We start from the raw sequence: 20996 nt of genomic DNA on the forward strand, positions 1-20996 counted from the left end.
GGCGTTGCCCTCGGTTAAAAAATTAGAAAATGTGCCGATTTGAAAATTCTTATTGGCACATTTTTTTTATATTTAGCCTATGAGTTTATGGGTCAAAACACACCGTTTCGTTAAGATAATTTTCCCGAAATATATTTGGAAAATTCCCAACAGCGAGAAAAAAGTATTTCTCACTTTTGATGACGGACCGATTCCAGAAGTGACTGAATGGGTCTTAGCAGAATTAAAAAAACACAACGCCAAAGCGACTTTCTTTTGCATTGGCGATAATATCCAAAAGCATCCGGAGATTTTTCAAAAAGTAATCGAACAAGGCCACTCTATTGGCAACCACACTTTCAATCACTTAAAAGGTTGGGAAACTTCGTTGGAAGATTATATTGAAAACACCAAAAAGTGCTCAGAAATTATGGGCAACTCCCAACTCAAGACCAAGCACTCCCAACTCTTCCGTCCGCCTTACGGCAAAATAAAACCGTCTCAAGCTAAAACGCTCAGAAAAATGGACTACAAAATAATCATGTGGGATATTATCAGTATGGATTTTGACCCAAACATTTCACCTGAAAAATGTTTGGACAATGTTCTGAAAAATATTGAAAGTGGTAGTATTATCGTTTTTCACGATAGCCTTAAAGGTAGGAAAAACCTGGAATACGTTTTACCTAAGACTTTAGAGTTTTTAAACGAGAAAGGATTTGTTTGCGAAAAGATTGACTATAATTGATCCTGAACCAAAGCAATAATGCTATTCGCATCCAATTCCCCCGATTGTCTCCAAACCATTTGACCGTCTTTGTAAATCATCAAAGTTGGCAAACCTTTAATGCGCAGCGCATCGGCCAACTCTTGATTTTTATCGACATCAATTTTGATCACTTTTGCCTTGTCACCAAGCGCTGCTGCTACATCTCTGATTACAGGATGCATGGATACTGAAGATTCGTTCCATTCTGTGTAAAAGTCAATTAACACAGGCACTTGAGCGTTGATTAATTCTCCAAATTTTGACATAAAACCAAAATAATTTTACCTTCTTTTACCAAAGTATAAGAAACATTAAAGCACAAATGTAGCATTTTTAACTAATTATGCTACTTTTTCCCCTTTTTTTAGTTCAAAAACCGTTATCTCAGGCCAAATACCTACTCTACCGGGATAAGCGTGAAACCCTAAGCCTCGATTAACATAAATATATCGACCAACATTTTCATACAACCCGGCCCATTGTTTGTATACATATTGCACCGGACTCCATTGTATAACTCCCGGGATTTCGATTCCGAATTGCAAGCCGTGTGTATGACCTGAAAGCGTTAATTGGAAATGTTTGTCGTGATTTTTCACTTCATATTCCCAATGACTGGGATCGTGACTCATCAGAATTTTGAAATCTTCTGCGGTTAATCCTTCCGAAGCCTTGAGCAAATCGCCGGCTTGCTTGAAGTTTTTGCCCCAATTCTCAACCCCTACAATCGCTATTTCGCTTTCTCCTTTTTTGATTTTGGTATGTTGGTTCAACAACAAATCAAACCCAATATCGCCATACAGTTTTTTGATACCTTCAAAATTTTCATCTTTTGCTTGTTGCGATGGCCAATCGATGTATTCTCCGTAATCATGGTTGCCTAAAACGGCATATTTTCCGTATTCGTGTTTGTCAATTTTATTAAAAGTCTCAATCCACGGATGCATTTCAGTGGCATGGGTGTTAACAATATCTCCGGTAAAAAGCATCATGTCGGTTTTTTGCTCATTGATTAAATCAACTGCATATTGTATTTTTGTAGCATCGTCAAAACTACCGCTGTGTACATCCGAAATTTGGGTAATGGTAAAACCGTCAAAATCATCAGGCAAATCGGAGAAAAATAAAGTTTGTTTGATTACCCTGAAATTGTATTTCCCTTTGGTCATTCCATACAAAAGCGAAGTAAAAGGAATTGCCGCTATGACCAAAGCCACTTGGCTGACAAATCGTCTTCGGTCGGGCAAAAATGTCCCGTTATCATTATCGCCCATAAAATGAGTAATCACTCCCGAAAAAACCCGGTAAACATCTTCCAATAACATGAAAAATGTCAGTATCATTTTCGGCACAAACAACAACAAGAGCAATCCAAAAGTGATTAACGTTTTACTGTTTTGCCCAACCCTGCGGTCAAACTGTGACAATTGGTAAAAGATATAAATAACCGCTGCCATTGAAATTACCTGATAAGCCACTAAAATCCATCTCGACTTGGTGATGGTTCTAAAAGCTTGAAAGGCATAAACTTCAATAATAGCGACAAAGAGAAAAAAGAAAATCCAACGAAACATGGTTTGTAAATTTTCAGCAAAATAACGAAGAATCAAGGCATTAATGGCTTTCATTTAACTAATTTTAACTAAAATATTTCTCTTTTTCTTCTTTCAAAGTTTCGCTACATTTACACTTTATAATTATTTCGAAAATGTCACAACAAAAACGCCTTTTCCTGCTCGATGCTTACGCCCTAATTTTCCGCGGCTACTATGCTTTTATCAAAAATCCTCGAATCAATTCGAAAGGAATGGATACCTCAGCCATCATGGGTTTTATGAATTCTTTGATGGATGTGATTAAACGCGAAAAACCCGACCATTTAGCCGTAGCCTTCGACAAAGGCGGTAGTGATTATCGCAACGAAATGTATCAGGAATACAAAGCCCATCGCGATGAAACACCCGAAGCCATTAAAATTGCCGTTCCTTATATCCAAGAATTATTAAAAGCGATGCATATTCCTATTATGGAAAAAGCGGGTTTTGAAGCAGATGACTTAATTGGCACTTTGGCCAAGCAAGCCGAAAAAGAAGGCTATCAGGTTTTTATGGTGACACCCGATAAAGATTTTGCCCAATTGGTTTCCGAAAATATATTCATGTACAAACCGGCCCGTATGGGGAACGATATTGAAATTTGGGGTGTGCCCGAAGTGCTGGAAAAATTTGAAATCGAAAGACCCGAACAGGTAATCGACTTTCTCGGAATGATGGGCGATTCTGCCGATAATATCCCCGGATTTCCGGGCGTTGGCGAAGTGACTGCCAAAAAATTACTCAAGGAATTCGGCACCATGGAAAACCTTTTGGAAAATACCGACAAACTCAAAGGCGCACTCAAAGACAAAATCGAAAACAACAAAGAACTCGGTATTTTGTCTAAAAAACTAGCCCGAATTCTATTGGATTGTCCGGTGACTTTTGACGCCACCGATTTTGAATTATCCAAACCCGATGTAGAAAAAACCGATGCACTCTTTCAAGAATTGGAATTCCGCCAAATGAAAGCCCAATTCGACAAACTTTTCGGAACCGGAAAAGAATATGATGAAATAGAAACCAACGGCAATGGCAACGACAACGGACAAACGCCTCAAGCTGCCAAAAAGACGCCTGTCAAAAAATCCAACGAAGACCAATTCGATTTATTCGGCTTTTCCGATGAAGAAACCGGCGAACCCAAACAACATTCGTATTACGCTACTTTAGAAAACACACCGCATCATTACCAAATTTCACAAGGCGATTTGCCCGTAAAGTTGTTACTGCAAAGTTTGATGAACCAAAACTCAGTATGCTTTGACACCGAAACCACCGGTATTGATGCGCTAAACGCTGAATTGGTCGGCTTGTCTTTCTCTTTTGAAAAAGGCAAAGGTTTTTATGTCCCGGTTCCCGAAAACCAAGATGAAGCCCAAGCTTTGGTGGAAAAATTCAGACCGTTTTTTGAAAATGAAAACATTGAAAAAATCGGGCAAAACATGAAATACGATTTAAAGGTTTTGGCCAATTACGGAATCAAGGTCAAAGGCAAATTATTTGACACCATGATTGCGCATTACCTTATCAATCCTGACATGCGACACAATATGGATGTGTTGAGTGAAACCTATTTGAAATATTCGCCAAAATCAATTGAAACCTTGATTGGCAAAAAAGGCAAAGGTCAATTGTCGATGCGTGATGTGCCTTTGGAAGACATTAAAGAATACGCAACCGAAGATGCCGATGTCACTTTACAACTCAAAGAACATTTCCAACCGATTTTAGAAAAAGTCGGCACCAAAAAACTGTTTGATGAAATCGAAATACCATTAGTACAAGTCTTAGCCGATATGGAAGCGGAAGGCATTCGATTGAATGTCGATTTCTTAAAAAGCATGTCGGTGGATATGCAAAAAGAAATCAACGAATTTGAGCAAAAAATTTACGAAACTGCCGGAGAAAAATTCAATTTGGCCTCGCCTAAACAACTCGGAGAAGTGCTTTTTGACAAAATGAAAATCGGTGGTGCCAAACAAAAGAAAACCAAAACCGGACAATACGCCACCGGTGAAGAAGTGTTGAGTTATTTGGCCAACGAGCACCAAATCGTAAAAGACATTTTAGATTGGCGTCAAATGGTGAAATTGCAAAGTACTTATATCGATGCGCTGCCAAATCAAGTCGATGCCAAAACGCAAAGAGTACACACCGATTACATGCAAACCGTAGCCGCAACCGGACGTTTGAGTTCCAATAATCCGAATTTGCAGAACATTCCAATTCGTACTGAAAGAGGCAGATTGATTCGAAAAGCCTTTATTGCGCGTGACGAAAATTACACCTTGCTTTCTGCGGATTACTCTCAAATTGAATTGCGAATTATTGCGGCTTTATCGGGTGAAGAAAACATGATTAAAGCCTTTCAAAACAACGAAGACATTCACCGAAGTACGGCAGCGAAAGTATTCAATGTTCCTTTAGAGGAAGTGACCAAAGAACAACGAAGCAATGCAAAAACCGTAAACTTCGGAATCATTTATGGCGTTTCTGCTTTTGGGTTGAGCAATCAAACTTCTTTGTCCCGAAGCGAAAGTGCCGCACTAATTGATGCTTACTACAAAACCTATCCGAAACTAAAATCGTACATGCAAGAGCAAGTCGATTTTGCCCGCCATAACGGTTATGTACAAACCGTTTTGGGAAGACGTCGTTATTTAAAAGATATTAATTCTGCCAATGCCATAGTTCGCGGAGCAGCAGAACGAAATGCTGTAAATGCCCCAATTCAAGGAAGCGCTGCCGACATCATCAAAATTGCCATGATCAACATTCACAAGAAGCTGACTTCGGAAAATTGGAAGTCAAAAATGCTGTTGCAAGTTCACGATGAGCTTGTTTTTGATGTGCACAACTCAGAATTGGAAAAAATTAAACCACTAATCAAACACGAAATGGAAAATGCGTTCAAGCTAGCCGTACCGTTGGATGTAGAGTTAGGAACCGGTCAAAATTGGCTGGAAGCACATTAATTATTGGGTTGACAATAGGTAAACATCACCGAAATTCAATCATCAGGTTAAAAATATTTAGTAATTTTAATCAACCAAAAAAATGCTATGAATTTTGGAAACATTAAAAACCATACTCTATTTTTCTATCTTCAGATATCCTCTGCGGATTGAAGAAATTCATAGTTACACCAACTATGAATCGATTACTGATACCGAAAAAGAATTGCAACACTTGATTGCCGAAAAAATCCTCATCAAGGTGGACGATTTTTATGTTTACGGCAGCGATTTGGATTCGGTTATCAAAAGGCTTCGCGGGAACATGTATGCCGGCAGAGCGCTGAGAATTGCGCAAAAGAAAGCCCGATTTATTGCCAAATTTCCCTTTGTAAAAGCCGTCGGTGTTTCAGGTTCTTTATCCAAAGGTTATTATGACAATGGAAGCGACATTGATTTCTTTGTGATTACCGAACCGAATAAACTTTGGCTTTGCCGGACTTTCCTGATGCTTTACAAAAAAATATTTCTGCTCAATTCGCGCAAATATTTTTGCGTCAATTATTTTGTTTCTACAAGTCAGTTGGAAATCGAAGAAAAAAATCGATTCACCGCTACCGAAATGAAAACACTTATTCCCATGCAAGGAAAAAAAGTTTTTGAAGAGTTTTACCAAAAAAACCTATGGGTAAATGACTATTTCAACAAATTTTCTCCCAATTTGTCTTCGGTGCCCAATTTCAGAAAATCATTTGTAACCCAATCCATTGAGTTTGTTTTTGGAAATCCAATCGGAAACCTTGTGGATAATAGTTTTAAAATGCTTACCCTTAAAAAATGGAAAACCAAGTTTCATACAATGAGTGAAGAAGATTTTAAAATTGCGCTGAAATCAACCAAAAACATTTCCAAACACCATCCGTCTCATTTCCAAAAGAAAGTGATCCTGGATTTGAATAACCGAATTGAAGAAGTTAGTCATAATTTCAACATCAATTTAGCCAAAGAACATGTCTAACATACTGTTTTCGCATTCCTACTATTACAAACTCGACCCAAAGCAATGGAAAAACAAAACGCCTTTTCCGCCTTTGGGAACACTTTATGCGGCTTCGTTAATGCGAGAAAATGGTTTTGATGTTTCTCTTTTTGACACCAATTTATTAGACAGCCCAAACACTATCGGACCTGTTTTAAAATCCTCAAAACCCAATTATTTGGTGATTTATGATGACGGTTTTAATTATTTGACCAAAATGTGTCTGACCAACATGCGTGAAGCTTGTTTTGAGATGATTCGTTTGGGAAAAATTCATAACTGTACGATTATCGTTTGCAGTTCTGATTCGACTGACCATTACCAAGATTACCTCAAAATGGGCGCCGATTATATTTTGCAAGGCGAAGGGGAAATGTCACTTTTAGAACTGATAAACGCTCTAGAAAATGAAACTTCCGTTGATCACATCAAAGGAATTGTTTTCAAAAAAAATGGTCAAGTTCAAGTCAATTCCAAACGCGAAGTGCTTCAAAATTTAGACGAATTACCTTTACCCGCTTGGGATTTGGTCGATATCGAAAGCTATCACAAAGTTTGGAAACAAAGCGGCCAACCTTTTACTTTAAACATTGCCACTACTCGCGGTTGTCCGTACAAATGCAACTGGTGCGCGAAACCCATTTACGGCAATCGCTACAATGCACATTCTCCGGACTATATTGTTAAGGAAATACAGTTTTTGAAAGACCATTTTGGCGTGACTCGTTTTTGGATGTGTGATGATATTTTTGGCTTAAAGCCGAATTGGGTTCAGGATTTCAATTTGAAATTAAAAGAACAAAACCTAAAGATCAGCTATTACATCCAAAGTCGCGTTGATTTACTTTTGAAAGAAGACACGATTGATTGTTTGGCCGAATCGGGTTTGGAGGAAGTTTGGGTTGGTGCCGAAAGTGCTTCACAAAAAATCCTCGATGCCATGGACAAAGGTACAACCGTAGAGCAAATTTACCAAGCGACTAAGATTCTCAAAGATAAAAAAGTACGCGTGGCATTCTTTCTGCAGTTTGGTTATCTGACCGAAAATCAGGAAGACATTGCCAAAACCATTGCGATGGTCAAAGAACTGATGCCGGACAACATCGGAATTTCGGTTTCTTATCCTTTACCGGGAACGAAGTTTTATGACAAAGTCAAAGACGATTTAAAACTAAAATCCAATTGGACCGATTCCGACGATTTTGAGATGATGTTTCACGGCACTTATAAATCAAATTACTACCGAAAACTGCAACGTTATGTGCACAAAGAATTCAGAAAGCAACAAGGTTTTTACAATTTGAAGCAAGTTTTTTCAAAGCCTTCAAATGTTTCTGTCTCTCATTTAAAATCGATTGCTAAATTGGGTTATTATGTTCCGAGTGCTTTTTTGGATACGCTTTCGCTAAAAAAACTACAACAAAATGGAAGCTAGTTTTGATAAAGCCGCCTTAAACTATGATGAAACATTTACCAACACTGAAATTGGGAAAATGCAACGCGCTTTGGTTTACGCCCAACTTTCCAAACACCTAACTTCCGTTCAAAACATACTCGAAATCAATTGTGGCACCGGTGAAGATGCGATTTGGTTTGCCAAACAAAATTTCAAAATTACCGCTACTGATATTTCACCCCAAATGATTGAAGTGGCGAAAAACAAAGCCAACCTCAACTTTAAAGTGGCTGATATCAATTCGATTACGAAAACTTTTGAAGGTTCAACATTCGATTTGTTGTTTTCCAACTTCGGTGGTTTGAATTGTTTGTCGAAAACGGAATTGGAAAATTTCTTTACCAATATTGATTCCATTCTTTCCGAAAAAGGCAAATTGGCTTTGGTGATTATGCCAAAGAACACGCTTTGGGAACGCTTTTACTTTTTGGCGAAAGCCCAAGTCAAAAATATTTCCCGACGAAAAAAAGAAAGCGTGATTGCTCATGTTGACGGAGAAAATGTCACTACTTACTACTACAACCCGAAAGATATCGTAAATTTAGCCAAAGCAAATTTTGAAACCGTTGCGGTCAAACCGATTGGATTTTTTATTCCGCCGTCTTATTTGGATGGATTTTTTAAAAATAAAAAAGGGTTTTTAGGATTTCTGAATCGAATGGAACAAGGCATTAAAAACATTTCTTGGCTTTCAAAATACGCCGATCATTACCTTATAATTTTGCAAAAACGATGAGTATTGTATTCACCCATGCGTATTATTTATCGGATGATCCTAAGGAACAAAAGATCATGAAACCCTATCCGCCATTAGGGTTGCTTTATGTTTCTGCCTATTTGAAAAGCAAGAAAATTGATAATGACGTTTTTGACACGACATTTTCCTCACAATCAGCACAACTCGATTTTATCCTCGAAAAACAACCCAAAGTCATTTGCATTTACACCAATTTGATGACCAAAATTGAAGTCATTAAACTGATTAAAATTTTAAAATCTGACACTTATCACTTCCCGAAAATTGTTCTCGGTGGTCCGGATGTGACTTATAACGTTGCAAATTATCTCAAAGCCGGTGCCGATTTTCTAGTCATAGGCGAAGGCGAAGAAACCACTTTTGAATTGTATAACGCGATTATGACTAATGGCAATTTCAACAAAGTAAACGGCATTGCTTTTTTGGAAAACAATCAAATCATACAAACTACAGCGCGAACCAAATTCAAAGAACTCGACGAATTACCATTGCCCAATCGTGAAGCCATCAACATGCAAAACTATTTGGACACTTGGAAAACCAACCACGGAAAAAGCTCGATGACGATTTCTACGCAGCGCGGTTGTCCTTATACTTGCAAATGGTGCAGCACGGCGGTTTACGGTCAAAGTTATCGTCGTCGACCGGCCAATCAAGTGGCGGAAGAAATGAAAATGCTGAAAGAAAAGTATAATCCAGATGCGCTTTGGTTTGTGGATGATGTGTTTACCGTAAGCCACAAATGGCTAATTGCTTTCAGAGAAGAAGTATTGAAACAAGATGCTGTGATTCCGTTTGAGTGCATTACGCGTGCCGAGCGGTTGAATGATGAAATTTTGCAGTTACTCAAAGAAGTCGGTTGTTTTAGAATATGGATTGGTGCCGAAAGCGGTTCACAAACCATTATCGATGCGATGGACAGACGTGTTGATGTCAACCAAGTGAAAAAGGTGATTCAGGACACCAATGCGATGGGTATAGAAACCGGAACTTTCATTATGCTTGGTTATCCGGGCGAAACGGAAAAAGACATTACCGAAACGATACAATATTTGAAAGAGGCAAATCCGACTTTGTATACCATTACCATAGCGTATCCGATTAAAGGAACGAGTTTGTACAACGACATTGAACACAAAATCACTACGCAACCCGATTGGGAAACTTCGACCGACAGAGAGATTGATTTTGAGCGAACGTATTCGAGAAAATATTACCAATACGCGGTGAGTAAAGTGGTGAATGAAGTCGAATTTCACAAAGTCACTTCGAAAACGAGTTTGAAAGCTTTGAAATTGAAAACCAAATCGATTTTGGCCAGTGGATTAATGAAATGGAATAAATGATGTTGACAACAATCAAAAATACACTTCAAAGTTTCAACTTTATCCATCGCTATAAAGCGCAGTTGTTTTATGCTAAATTGATAAAAAAAGGAGATTTGTGTTTTGATATTGGCGCTAATTTGGGCAAAAAAAGCCAATTGATGTTGGTCGCAGGCGGAAAAGTCATTGCGTTTGAGCCACAGAGTTCTTGTTCTAAAAATCTGGTTGGTTTACAAAAAAAATATTCCGATTTTGAATTTTATCCGTTGGCTGTTGGCGCTCAGAACGAAACCAAAAAACTGCATTTATCGAAGTACAGCGAAATTGCCACACTATCGGATGAATTTATCGAAAATTATACTACTGATGATGTGTATTGGTCGGGTTTTGAAATGGTGGAAGTAAAATCGTTGGATGCTTTAATTGAAATTTACGGAAAGCCTAATTATTGCAAGATTGATGTTGAAGGTTACGAATTTGAAATTTTGTCGCATTTACATCATACGATTCCGATGATTGAATTTGAGTTTACAGAGAAGTTTTTGGAAGACACAATAAAAATAATTGATGGATTGGCCGATGACAAAACCACTTTCAATTATATCCTGAATGAGCATTTGAAATTTCAGCTCAAAAATTGGGTTACGGCAACCGAAATAAAAACAATCCTAATTCAATTGAGTACCAAAAATTTACACGGTAATCTATTTGTAAAACATGAATAGTTTATCCTCTATAAGTGTTGTGATTCCGACCAGGAATCGATTGGAATCGCTCAATAGGGTTTTATTGTCGATTTCCAAACAAACGCTTGCACCAAAAGAAATTATCATTGTCGATTCGAGTGAAAGTCCGATTTCAATAACCGAATTAGCGGTTCAAAATTCGATACAAATTATACACTCCAAACCTTCTGTTTGTTTGCAAAGAAATATCGGAATTGAAAAAAGCGCTTCCGACTATATTTTCCTGTGTGATGATGATATCGAATTGTCTGAGAATTATTGTGAAATGCTGGTCCGTTTTTTAGATGAACATGCAGCTGAAACCATTGCGTCCGGACTTGTATTGGAAAAAGACGATGAGAACTGGACCTACTGTGAAAAAAAAATGTCGGGCATTGGATTGGTTATGGCTTATGTTTTTGGGTTTTCTGTTGGTTTTGATGCTAATGCAATTGAACAAAATCAAGGTTTTTTGACCAAAAAAATAACCAATTATTACAAAAACAAAGGCAATAGAATCGCCAAATCAGGTTGGCCAATAATTGTTAACTTTGGTGGAACAGTTTTTCAAACACCGATTTACGGACTTGGCGCTTCAATAATCAGAAGTGAAGCCTTGAGAAAAGTTGGTTTTGACGAAGCATTTTTTGCCCACGGCATTGGTGACAATTACGATTTATCGATTAGTTTAAAGACCGCGGTAAATGTGATAACCGAAGCAAAAGCCTATCATCACAGGGAAACAACCAACCGTTTGCAAAGTGAAAAAGCAAATCGGTATCGAATCCATGCGTTGCATTATATTTTGGTGAAGCACGATAGGTTTCGCAAGATTAATTTGGTTTATTTCGCTTGGTCTTTATTTGGGAAATCCTTGGTGTTTTTAAGCAAGGGCAAATTCAAATCGGTCTATTATAGTTTTGAGGTTATTTTACGAATATTGAGCAGTCAACCACTATACAAAGTCAAAAATTGAAAACACTTTTACTAAAATCGCTGCAGTTAATCCCAAAGGAAAAGAAAGCTAAATTCCCGGTTTTCCTGACGTATTCTTTGGTGAATACCTTACTCGATTTTATTTCGATTGTGTATCTGATTCCGGTGGTTTTCCTTTTGCTGGATAAGGAAAAAATAAGCGCCTTGACCTTACAATATTTTGGTCAGGAATTAACATCCGATACCATAGTGGTCTTGTTGCTTTCACTCATCCTTTTTTATATAGTAAAAAACAGCATCCAATCCAAAATTATAAAAAAACAATCGCTTTTTATCTATGATATTTCCACCAAAATATCCGAAAAACTGATTGCTGTTTTTCTCCATGACAGTTATCGGAATTACAATGCAGTGAACAAAAATGCCTTTTTCAGAGATGTTTTTCAGTTACCGGTGGTATTTTCCAACAATGTGCTTTTTTCGTTTTACACGCTTTTTTCAGAATTGCTTATAGTACTGTTTATTGTTGGCATCGGTCTTTATTTGAATTTTACCATTACCCTTTCGGCTTTGTTTTTTTTACTGATAATTGGTTTTATTTTAATCAAAATTCAAAAGAAAAAAGTAGACGAACTAAACGCAACCATTTCCAACCTCTACCAAGAAAATGTAAAAAACCTGCTGAATATTTTTTACGGTTTTATCGATATCAAAGCCACCAAGGCGGAACAGAATTTCAATCGGAAATTTGAAGATTCAAGTCGGTACTACAACAAACAATTGGCTTCCTTAACTGCCTTTAAACAAACCAATGCGCGTTATTTCGAAATCATTTTTGTGACCGGTTTGTCGTTTGGGATTTTGTTTTTGCTTTTCAAAAACGATTCGTTTGTTGATTTGCTTTTTTTGTCATTTTTTGCCGGAGCTTGTATCAAAATCATTCCGTCTTTTAATAAAATTTTGAGTGCTTATCTCGATATCAAAGCCAATAGTAACGTGGTAGATACTCTTTTGAAATACAAAGACGAAAAAGAAACTCATAAAGTAAAACACGATTTTAATAATCATTTGGCGTTAGCCGCTGCATCCTTTAACTTTAATGAGAAAACTATTTTAAAAAACCTCGATTTACAAATTGACAAAGGCGATTTTATAGCCGTCAGCGGTCCGTCGGGAAATGGAAAAACAACCTTGTTGCAAATAATCGCCGGACTTTTATCTCCGACACAAGGCCAACTTATACTTGATGGAAAAGAGATTGATTCCAAAGAAAATTTGTTTGATTTTATCGGTTATGTTTCCCAACAGCCGTTTTTATTTCAAGCTAGTATTTTAGAGAACATTACCATGTTGAAAAAAAAGGACATCGATTTTGAACCGCTGAATGCTATCCTAAAATCGCTTGATCTTTCGGATTGGATTGACAGTTTGCCCGATGGTATTCACACGCCTTTGTTGTTGGAAAGTAAAAAACTATCCGGTGGTCAAAAACAGCGAATTGCTTTGGCTCGGGCTTTGTATGCCCAACCGAAAATTTTGTTGTTAGATGAAGCAACCAACCAATTGAACAAAGAGCTTGAAGCCTCTATTTTTAGCTATTTACAACAATTAACCGGTTCAAAAAAAATGACCGTAGTTGCGGTTTCTCATCACGGTTTAGTCAACAACTTTTGCAATAAGCAGTTGCAACTGAAAAACGGAAACCTGATTCCACATGAGTAAACGATTGCTATTTATAACGCCTATTTTCCCTCAAAACGCTTCAGAAGATGCTGTGGTTCCGTTTATCTTTCAATTTGCCCAACAGTTTGGGAAAGATAAAGAAGTGACCATAGATGTTATCAGTTTGATGTATCCGTTTTCAACAAAACCCTATGCCATAAATGACATTACTGTTTATCCTATCGGTAGTCGATTCAGAAAATCGATAAGAAAGATTCCGTTTTTGTGCAAAGCCATTTTTAAAGGAATACAACTTTGCCGAAAGAACAAGTATGACGGTGTGGTTTGTTTTTGGTACATAGAAAGCGCTTTGGTTGGTAATATAATAAGCCATTTGTTCCAAAAAAAAATGGTAGTTTGGATGTTGGGTCAAGACATAAATAAAGACAATGCTTATCTCAAACTCTTAAAAATCCCGAAAGAAAAACTGGTAATGATTTCATTGCAACAAAGTGAACATTTTTATAACAATCACAAAATCAAAGTGGATAGAATCGCCGATGTTGCCATTAACAGAGCGGTTTTCCCTGAATTTAATTTAGGCGAAAGAAAAATAGATGTCCTTGGTGTTGGCAATCTTGGCGCGTTAAAAAATTACACCTTATTTATTGAGATTCTTTCCATGCTCGAAAACAAAAACTGCAAGGCAGTAATTATAGGCGAAGGTGAAGAGTTGGAGGATTTAAAAGCAAAAGCAAATCAATATGGGTTAGCCAACAATATCCTTTTAACAGGTGCTTTGTCTCATAAAGAAGTGTTGAATTATATGAATAATGCTAAAGTTTTTTTACACACTTCCAAATCGGAAGGTAGCGGAACGGTATTGCAAGAAGCGCTTTATTCCGGTTGTCAGGTAGTGAGTACTATTGCCGTTGAAAATACGGAAACATTAGACCAATTTTATTTTAGTCTCAACAAAGAAGACTTATCCGCAAAAGTCTCGGCTTATTTGAATCATCCTAACATTCCTAAAAGAACAGAGCATTTCAAAATGGAGGATACCATTTCGGTTATTTACAAGGCATTCTATAAAGATTGAAACCCCAATTCGATATCGTTGGCAATGGCTTGGAATGACAGTTTGTTGTCGAAATAATTCAAAACTTTTTGTTGAAGTTCTTCATAATTTATAGTGGTCGTTTTGGTCAATTGTGCCGATAATTCTGCTTCGCTTTTTGGAGAAAACAACAATCCATAACGACCATTAGCAGTCATAAATTTAAAAGACGGAATGTTGGTCACAATAGGAACACAGCCGCAAGCCATAGCTTCCAGCAAGGCATAACCACTGCCTTCATAATGCGACCCTAAAACAAAATATTGATGCTGATTATAAATCGATTCTAATTGTTGATGTTCAACATAGCCTTGTAATTCAACTGCTTTTTCTAAATTTTTGCTTTTTGAAATGCTGTCGGTTACTTCTTCTATTAATTCTCCTTCCTGAAAAATCATGGTAAGTTTGGCTGTTGGTTCAACCTTTAAAAACAAATCAAAGGCATTTAAAATGGTCATTGGGTCTTTATTGTTGTCCAATCGCCCAACCCAAATAAAACTATTTTGTTTTCTTCTTGTATTTCCGTTGTATTTAAAATGGGTGGAACCTTCCATCACTTCAAAAACTTTGCTTTTCTTCAAGATTTTGGATTCATACCAAGCGCTGGCATTTTCAGTACCGGTAAACAAATAACCATCGATAAAGCGGTCCGAAATGGTATAGGCTAATTTCTTAAACCCTTTTGGTTTAGGAGAAAAACCGTTGCTTTGCAATAGTATCTTGGCTTTCGGACACATCATTTTTAACAAAATCAAATAATGTGCAGCACCAAAACCGTGTACCAAAATATAATCCGGGTACAATGATTGTATGTGCTTATGGAATCGAAACGGAATTTGCCATTTGTTCAAGCTTTTTCCTTTAAAAAAATCGAATTGAATTAAATGTTGGTTTAAGGACGGAAGCTCATTGCTTGATCTTACCACAAAATGAACGTTGAATTTTACGCTTAACTTTTCAAGAAATCCAATAGTGCTCTGACATTTACTTATAATGTCATGCGGATTTGCCTCTGAAAAGGAATAATACGTTAAATCGACTAGTGTCTTTTTCAATTGGACTTAAAATTTAAGGATTCGAGTTAAAAATAGGAATTTAAAAGTAAATTTGAGGTACTAATCAATTTTCATGAAAATTTTTAACCAAAAAAAATCATCCTTACTCATTAGCTTTCTTATTGGCTTTGCAATAGCCTTTGTTGTGTTGTTTTTTTATCCTTTTTTTATGTGTTTACTCCCGATTTTGATGCCAAACAATACGACTCCAAATTAACCGAATTAGGCCAAAAGAGTCTTCTTTCCAAAGATATTCCGGTTGCGGCGTTACTAATATACAATGATGAAATTATAGGCGAAGGCCATAATGATGTGGTAAAAAACAATAACCCATCAGGCCATGCCGAAATAAATGCGATTGCTGACGGGTTTAAAAAATTGGGTTACCAAAAATTCATGGCTTTAGATAGAGAAAAGTTAATTGTATTAACCACCTATGAACCCTGCACAATGTGCCGAGGCGCTATTGAAGAATATGGAATCAAAAGAATCATCTTTAGTTTTGCCAAAAGGAAGGAAGATAAGTTCCAATATCTTAAAAACGATTTGAAATATTATTATCATTTGCAACAAATGAAAAACAAGCGATTACAATATGACTTGTTTAAAATGCACCCCGATTTTGACTCCGTAGCTTATCCCTATTAGCCTTTTTACTCAAAAGATTGCTTAAAGCAAAAAACGATACGTCGCTTTAATCAAAAAGATATTCTCGGGTTTTCTTCCTAATATTTGAGCGTCTAAACTGTTGAACAAATCGGCTTTTGGATTCCCCAAACCGGTGGTTCCTTGTGACCAAACCAAAAATATTTCGGACCCGGGAATGTATTCCCAACGCAATACCAAATTCGACCTAAATTGAACGTACGCAAAATTGGGATTCGCAATAGTATAATCTGTAGCGCCATTAAGATCTTCATCCACCGAATAAGTGTCACTGGTGGTGTCAAATGAAATTTGGTTTGAGTTAAACACTTCTATTCGGTCTCCGAAATAATTAGCTGTCGGATTGGTAACCCTATTAAAATCTCTATATCTTCCCCTTGAAATAAAAGGTTCTCCATAATATTGAATCGTCAGGTTCGGATTGACATTAAAATCTACCCTAACTGAAGCACTCAATGTTCTTTGATCGATATCGGCCATAATATATCTTGGTGTACTGCCAAAACTGGTTTGGGTTACATATTGCGTTTTGTTTTTACTGATAGAATAAGTCGGATACATGGAAACGGTTAACGCATTGATCGGACGATAAGCGATTCCGGCATTGAACTCTGTATAAGAAAATGAATTGTCTTTCCCTTGGGACGAAAAAAGACCGGAGTCAAAACGAATTTTTTTTCTGGAATCGGTAGAAAAATTTAACGAATTAATCACTTCTTCCGAGTACCTAAATCTTGGACCACCTTGCAAAACCGTGTTAGTAAAGATTCTTGGCTTATATTCAAGTTGATAACTCACAAACCAATTGTTTTTTAAATTGGCATTAGAACTCAATGAATATTGGGTTCGGTTGTGATTGCCGTCAAAATCATAGGTGGTCATTTGTTCAAATCTGGTGTTGATTCTTCTGAAAGCGCCACTGGGTTTTAAGGTTTGATGTGTAAGTATTCCTATTTGTTTGATATCATCGGCTTGTCTTAAAAAGCCGATGTCATTGAGTTCCAACTCGGGAGAACGCCAAGAAAAGAATCCGAAATAGCGCCAATTCCCGACACTTGATTTCCCGATTTCCAATTTACCGCCGGTTCCGGTTAAGGAAGTTCTGTTTTCATCCACGCCAACATGACCTGCGTCAACCCTTTGAAACAAATGCGTTAGCTCGCGTTGTGTTCTGGTGATGGCTTCTTTGCTGCCGCTAACCTGACTTGCCACAATATTTCCGCTTACGTAGTACTTTCTGTTCTTCCAATTGTGCATAAAATCAAATCCGGCCGTGTAAGCTGCTTTTCTCAAATAATTCAGTTGATTGCCTTCTAAATTTCTGTTGGTGGCCGAAAAAATACCGCCGATAAAGCTATTCCTGTTATTGAAATCTTTTTGCGCTCGGGCTACCAAATAATTGGTCATCGGTTCTACCAAGACTTCTCTTTGATTGGTGTTGTCATCAATTTTGGCAAATTCTTTATCGGTTAAACTTTCTAAAATACCTATGGACCAACCATTTTTTGTTTTCCCGCTAAACTTGGCTGCGCCCAAAATAGTTGTATTATCCGGAATATCAATGTATTCTCCGCCACTTGTGTTGGGATAACCTTGCGGACGCCTTCCTATTCTTCTCGAATAAAATAAATTGTCTTGTCCGTCTGCAAATTGGTAATTGAAAATGTTTTTGTTTTCAACAAAAAACGGCCTTCTTTCTTGGAAAAATATTTGAAACCCATCTAAGGCAATCGCTGCAGGATCGGCGTCTACTTGCCCAAAATCGGGATTAATAGTTAAGTCTAAAGTCAAGTCATTGGTGATTCCAATTTTGGCGTCTAAACCACCATTGATTTTGGTGTCATTACCGTCTCTGAATGGATTTCCTGCTTCTTTGGGATAGGTTTTGAGTTGGGACACCGCAAAGGGTTGGATCTCCAATTGTTTTTGTGGCTCGATATTGACTAATCCGCGCAGCTCGCCAAATTCACTAACCCAACCCGGAGCGTCTTGGGTAATTCTCTGCCACACCGAACGTTCTTCTGCTCTGAAAAATCGCCTTTGGACTTGCAATCCCCAAACTTGTTCTTTGTCGTTGCCAAATTTTAATTGGCTCAACGGAATTTTGGCTTCGGCAGTCCAGCCTTCCTCATCGATATGGGTTTTTAAAATCCAAATCGGATTCCAACTTCCATCCCAATTATTGCCATTCTCCGAAATAAATTCATCTCCTTTTACTCCGGAAACCGATGAAGTAAAGGAAAACCCTGTTCTTTTATCGTTGTAACTGTCGATATTAACTTCTATCCAATCGCCTTCAAAACCATCTCGACGGGAAAGTCTTTTTACAATACTTTTGGGGTCTTTGTCATAACATCGGAAAGCAAAATAGAGGTAGTTTTGGTCATACACTATTTTGAATTTGGTTTGCTCCGTTGGTGGGGTATTCTCATCGGGTTCTCTTTCAATAAAGTCTCCGGTCCAGTCCACAATATCCCAAGCATTATCGTTCAGCTTTCCGTCAATATCGGGCGCTGCAGTTTCTTTTAAAAACTTTGTGGTGTAGACTCTTTTCTCTATTGGCTTTTTTTCCTGAGCTTGGACAGACGCAAATGGTAAGACAAGTAAAACTAGTATCTTGATTTTTTTGGCCCGACTCAAAACAATTCGAGCTTTGTTCTTGGATGATGATTGCATGATAGTGATGATGATTGTATGTAATAGTCATCACTATCCTATAATTGTTACATCAATTGATGAATTTTAACTTTATAATCTTTTGGTAGAATCTCTTTGACGCAATTCCGTTTTAATGGTTGTGGTCGTAAAAGTGAAGGTTTCTTCTTCGCTTTCCAGTTTATCGATTAACAATTGGGCCGCGACTTCTCCTATTTCCGGACCGTGTTGGCTTACGGTTGACAAACTTGGTGTCATTCTGCGTGACCAAACCCCATCGGCAAAGCCAATTACAGAAAGCTCTTGAGGGATTTTGTAACCATTTTGAATTCCGAGTTTCATAGCCGTTACCGAAGCATGTTCATCTACCGCAAAAACGCCATCGGGTTTATTCTTGATAAAAAAGCCACCGATTTTCGAATTGAATTCTTCGTTATTATTGGCTAAAATCACTAAGTTTTCATCTGCTTTCAAGCCGTGGTCTTCCAGAGCTTTGTAGAATCCTTTGGCTCTTAACTTTCCAACACTTAAATCATCAATGGCAGAAAGCAAAGCAATTTTTTTGCAACCGGTTTTTATCAAATGTTCCATTGCGTTTACAGCCGATTCAAAATCGTCTACGATAACTTTATCACAATTTACCTCATCGGCAATACGGTCAAACATTACTATGGGCGTGCCTTCATTAATAATTGAGGTAAAATGATTGAACTTTTGCAGTTTTTGGGATTCTTCGGCTATCGAAAGAATGAAACCGTCAATGGTTCCATTACTGAGCATTTCGAGTGCGTTGATTTCTTTTTCCAAAGATTCATTTGAAATGCACGTAATCACCTTATAGCCTTTTTCATCTGCTACTTTTTCGATACCGCTAAACACTTTGGCAAAAAAGGAATTCAAAATGTTCGGGATAATTACGCCTATGGTTTTGGTTCTTCTGTTTTTGAGGTTCAAACCAATCACATTGGGCTTGTAGTTTTTTAATTTGGCATATTCCTGCACACGTTGTTTGGTGGGTTCGCTGATTTCCGGGCTTCCGTTCAGGGCTTTTGAAACGGTGGAAACGGAAACACCTAACTCTTTGGCAATTTGTTTTAAGGTGGCTTTCGATTTCATTTTTTTCGTTGGTTAAAGTGTAAAAATAGTAAAATTTCTGCTGCTACCTCCAATACAAGAATGAAAGTTCTTTGTAATTCATCAAAAATTATAAACTTTTTCGACCCAAATCTGAACAGTTTTTGATGTGCTAAGTCTGTTCATTTAAAGGATTTTAACCAAAATCACGCACTTAGTGAAAAAATTTGAAAATTGGTATTTGCTTTATTAATAAATAATTGTACTTTTGCACTCCCTTTATTGGGAATGGAATGTTTAATTAAAAAAATATTATGGACGCATTAAGCTACAAGACACAATCTACAACCAAGGCCACTTCTGGAAAAGAGTGGATCATTGTAGATGCTGAAGGTCATAACTTAGGTCGTTTTGCTTCAAAAGTTGCGATGCTTTTAAGAGGTAAATACAAGCCAAGTTACACCCCTCACGTCGACTGTGGAGATAACGTAATTGTTATCAACGCAGAGAAAATCAACCTTACCGGTAACAAACTTGACGACAAGACTTACATTCGTCACACAGGTTACCCAGGAGGACAAAGAAGTTTGACTGCAAAGGTTTTGCAATCAAAAAACCCTGCTTTACTTGTTGAGAAAGCAGTGAAAGGAATGTTGCCTAAAAACAAATTAGGAGCAGAACTTTTCAGAAATTTAAATGTTGTTGTAGGAACTGAGCACAAACAAGGAGCTCAAAAACCTAAAACAGTTAACCTAAACGATCTTAAGTAATGGGAGTTATTCACAAAATCGGTAGAAGAAAATGTGCAGTAGCACGTGTTTATGTTTCAGAAGGAACTGGAAAAATTACCGTTAACAAAAGAGAATTTAACAACTACTTCCCAACTGCTACTTTACAGTACAAAGTATTACAGCCAATGTCTATGACAAACAACGCTGACAACTTTGACGTAAAAGTAAACGTATACGGTGGTGGTTCAACAGGTCAGGCAGAAGCTGTGAGAATGGCTATTGCAAGAGCAATGTGTGAAGTGGAAGCTGAAAACAGAGCTATCCTAAAACCAGAAGGATTACTAACCAGAGATCCAAGAATGGTAGAACGTAAAAAATTCGGTCAGAAAAAAGCGAGAAAGAGATTCCAATTCTCGAAACGTTAATATTCGGTTTTTACCGCAATATCTTTTCAGATTATTTTTTACAATTAAATTAGAATTTAAAACAAAGTTGTCG

18 protein-coding genes are annotated in these 20996 nt (G+C 37.4%); 13 read left to right on the top strand and 5 right to left on the bottom strand.

Features of this window, described 5'->3' with window-relative positions; genetic code table 11:
- Window positions 1–79: 79 nt before the first annotated feature.
- Window positions 80–727: a polysaccharide deacetylase family protein gene (locus HA632_RS06845; RefSeq protein WP_176306456.1), complete on the top strand. Its 648-nt coding sequence runs from the start codon at window positions 80–82 to the stop codon at window positions 725–727.
- Here the strand turns inward: HA632_RS06845 and HA632_RS06850 are convergent.
- Both HA632_RS06850 and HA632_RS06855 read right to left on the bottom strand, forming a co-directional pair.
- Window positions 718–1014, bottom strand: coding sequence for a co-chaperone YbbN (locus HA632_RS06850; protein ID WP_171221519.1), 297 nt, complete (start codon window positions 1012–1014; stop codon window positions 718–720). The genes HA632_RS06845 and HA632_RS06850 overlap by 10 nt on opposite strands.
- A 75-nt stretch (window positions 1015–1089) precedes the next feature.
- The gene (locus HA632_RS06855; protein ID WP_176307158.1) at window positions 1090–2322 is read right to left on the bottom strand and encodes a metallophosphoesterase; all 1233 of its coding nucleotides are present in this window, start codon (window positions 2320–2322) and stop codon (window positions 1090–1092) included.
- Window positions 2323–2456: 134 nt separating this feature from the next.
- On the opposite strand from HA632_RS06855, the gene polA reads away from it, so the two are divergent.
- From polA to HA632_RS06900, 9 genes are all read left to right on the top strand, one after another.
- Window positions 2457–5321, top strand: a complete 2865-nt coding sequence (polA, locus tag HA632_RS06860) for a DNA polymerase I (protein WP_176306457.1) — start codon at window positions 2457–2459, stop codon at window positions 5319–5321.
- 94 nt (window positions 5322–5415) lie between these two features.
- The gene (locus HA632_RS06865) at window positions 5416–6318 is read left to right on the top strand and encodes a nucleotidyltransferase domain-containing protein (RefSeq protein ID WP_176306458.1); all 903 of its coding nucleotides are present in this window, start codon (window positions 5416–5418) and stop codon (window positions 6316–6318) included.
- A complete protein-coding gene (locus tag HA632_RS06870) occupies window positions 6311–7774 on the top strand; it encodes a radical SAM protein (protein WP_176306459.1) in 1464 nt (487 codons plus the stop codon). Before HA632_RS06865 ends, HA632_RS06870 begins: the two co-directional genes overlap by 8 nt.
- A complete protein-coding gene (locus tag HA632_RS06875) occupies window positions 7764–8531 on the top strand; it encodes a class I SAM-dependent methyltransferase (RefSeq protein WP_176306460.1) in 768 nt (255 codons plus the stop codon). Before HA632_RS06870 ends, HA632_RS06875 begins: the two co-directional genes overlap by 11 nt.
- Window positions 8528–9898, top strand: coding sequence for a radical SAM protein (locus tag HA632_RS06880; RefSeq protein WP_176306461.1), 1371 nt, complete (start codon window positions 8528–8530; stop codon window positions 9896–9898). Before HA632_RS06875 ends, HA632_RS06880 begins: the two co-directional genes overlap by 4 nt.
- Window positions 9895–10602, top strand: coding sequence for an FkbM family methyltransferase (locus HA632_RS06885; protein WP_176306462.1), 708 nt, complete (start codon window positions 9895–9897; stop codon window positions 10600–10602). The genes HA632_RS06880 and HA632_RS06885 overlap by 4 nt, the downstream gene beginning before the upstream one ends.
- Window positions 10595–11578 carry a glycosyltransferase family 2 protein gene (locus HA632_RS06890; protein ID WP_176306463.1) on the top strand — a complete coding sequence of 328 codons (984 nt, stop codon included), beginning with the start codon at window positions 10595–10597 and terminating at the stop codon, window positions 11576–11578. Before HA632_RS06885 ends, HA632_RS06890 begins: the two co-directional genes overlap by 8 nt.
- Window positions 11575–13260 (top strand): ATP-binding cassette domain-containing protein, encoded by a 1686-nt coding sequence (locus tag HA632_RS06895; protein WP_176306464.1) that lies wholly within the window; start codon window positions 11575–11577, stop codon window positions 13258–13260. Before HA632_RS06890 ends, HA632_RS06895 begins: the two co-directional genes overlap by 4 nt.
- Window positions 13253–14299 carry a glycosyltransferase gene (locus HA632_RS06900; RefSeq protein WP_176306465.1) on the top strand — a complete coding sequence of 349 codons (1047 nt, stop codon included), beginning with the start codon at window positions 13253–13255 and terminating at the stop codon, window positions 14297–14299. The genes HA632_RS06895 and HA632_RS06900 overlap by 8 nt, the downstream gene beginning before the upstream one ends.
- On the opposite strand, the gene HA632_RS06905 is transcribed toward HA632_RS06900, so the two are convergent.
- Window positions 14287–15372 carry a glycosyltransferase family 4 protein gene (locus HA632_RS06905; RefSeq protein WP_176306466.1) on the bottom strand — a complete coding sequence of 362 codons (1086 nt, stop codon included), beginning with the start codon at window positions 15370–15372 and terminating at the stop codon, window positions 14287–14289. The two genes, HA632_RS06900 and HA632_RS06905, sit on opposite strands and share 13 nt — an antisense overlap.
- A 171-nt stretch (window positions 15373–15543) precedes the next feature.
- Between HA632_RS06905 and HA632_RS06910 the strand changes: the two genes are divergently transcribed.
- Window positions 15544–16020 (top strand): nucleoside deaminase, encoded by a 477-nt coding sequence (locus tag HA632_RS06910; protein WP_176306467.1) that lies wholly within the window; start codon window positions 15544–15546, stop codon window positions 16018–16020.
- Between the two features lie 21 nt (window positions 16021–16041).
- Here the strand turns inward: HA632_RS06910 and HA632_RS06915 are convergent, their stop codons facing one another.
- Window positions 16042–18714 carry a DUF5916 domain-containing protein gene (locus tag HA632_RS06915; protein WP_176306468.1) on the bottom strand — a complete coding sequence of 891 codons (2673 nt, stop codon included), beginning with the start codon at window positions 18712–18714 and terminating at the stop codon, window positions 16042–16044.
- A 72-nt stretch (window positions 18715–18786) separates the two neighbouring features.
- Window positions 18787–19809, bottom strand: a complete 1023-nt coding sequence (locus HA632_RS06920) for a LacI family DNA-binding transcriptional regulator (protein ID WP_176306469.1) — start codon at window positions 19807–19809, stop codon at window positions 18787–18789.
- A gap of 272 nt (window positions 19810–20081) precedes the next feature.
- Here HA632_RS06920 and rplM point away from each other — a divergent pair, with 272 nt between their 5' ends.
- Window positions 20082–20537 carry a 50S ribosomal protein L13 gene (gene rplM, locus HA632_RS06925; protein WP_162127061.1) on the top strand — a complete coding sequence of 152 codons (456 nt, stop codon included), beginning with the start codon at window positions 20082–20084 and terminating at the stop codon, window positions 20535–20537.
- Window positions 20537–20923: a 30S ribosomal protein S9 gene (gene rpsI / locus HA632_RS06930; protein WP_176306470.1), complete on the top strand. Its 387-nt coding sequence runs from the start codon at window positions 20537–20539 to the stop codon at window positions 20921–20923. The genes rplM and rpsI overlap by 1 nt, the downstream gene beginning before the upstream one ends.
- Window positions 20924–20996 lie beyond the last annotated feature (73 nt).

The organism is Flavobacterium sp. J49 (genome assembly GCF_011742145.1).
Classification (GTDB): domain Bacteria; phylum Bacteroidota; class Bacteroidia; order Flavobacteriales; family Flavobacteriaceae; genus Flavobacterium.

Excerpts from the sequence above, each read along its gene's own strand:
- HA632_RS06915 (WP_176306468.1), bottom strand. The coding sequence starts at position 18,714 with ATGCAATCATCATCCAAGAACAAAGCTCGAATTGTTTTGAGTCGGGCC.
- rplM (WP_162127061.1), top strand. The coding sequence starts at position 20,082 with ATGGACGCATTAAGCTACAAGACACAATCTACAACCAAGGCCACTTCT.
- HA632_RS06900 (WP_176306465.1), top strand. The coding sequence starts at position 13,253 with ATGAGTAAACGATTGCTATTTATAACGCCTATTTTCCCTCAAAACGCT.
- HA632_RS06875 (WP_176306460.1), top strand. The coding sequence starts at position 7,764 with ATGGAAGCTAGTTTTGATAAAGCCGCCTTAAACTATGATGAAACATTT.
- HA632_RS06920 (WP_176306469.1), bottom strand. The coding sequence starts at position 19,809 with ATGAAATCGAAAGCCACCTTAAAACAAATTGCCAAAGAGTTAGGTGTT.
- HA632_RS06885 (WP_176306462.1), top strand. The coding sequence starts at position 9,895 with ATGATGTTGACAACAATCAAAAATACACTTCAAAGTTTCAACTTTATC.
- rpsI (WP_176306470.1), top strand. The coding sequence starts at position 20,537 with ATGGGAGTTATTCACAAAATCGGTAGAAGAAAATGTGCAGTAGCACGT.
- HA632_RS06870 (WP_176306459.1), top strand. The coding sequence starts at position 6,311 with ATGTCTAACATACTGTTTTCGCATTCCTACTATTACAAACTCGACCCA.
- HA632_RS06880 (WP_176306461.1), top strand. The coding sequence starts at position 8,528 with ATGAGTATTGTATTCACCCATGCGTATTATTTATCGGATGATCCTAAG.
- polA (WP_176306457.1), top strand. The coding sequence starts at position 2,457 with ATGTCACAACAAAAACGCCTTTTCCTGCTCGATGCTTACGCCCTAATT.
- HA632_RS06890 (WP_176306463.1), top strand. The coding sequence starts at position 10,595 with ATGAATAGTTTATCCTCTATAAGTGTTGTGATTCCGACCAGGAATCGA.
- HA632_RS06845 (WP_176306456.1), top strand. The coding sequence starts at position 80 with ATGAGTTTATGGGTCAAAACACACCGTTTCGTTAAGATAATTTTCCCG.
- HA632_RS06855 (WP_176307158.1), bottom strand. The coding sequence starts at position 2,322 with ATGTTTCGTTGGATTTTCTTTTTTCTCTTTGTCGCTATTATTGAAGTT.
- HA632_RS06850 (WP_171221519.1), bottom strand. The coding sequence starts at position 1,014 with ATGTCAAAATTTGGAGAATTAATCAACGCTCAAGTGCCTGTGTTAATT.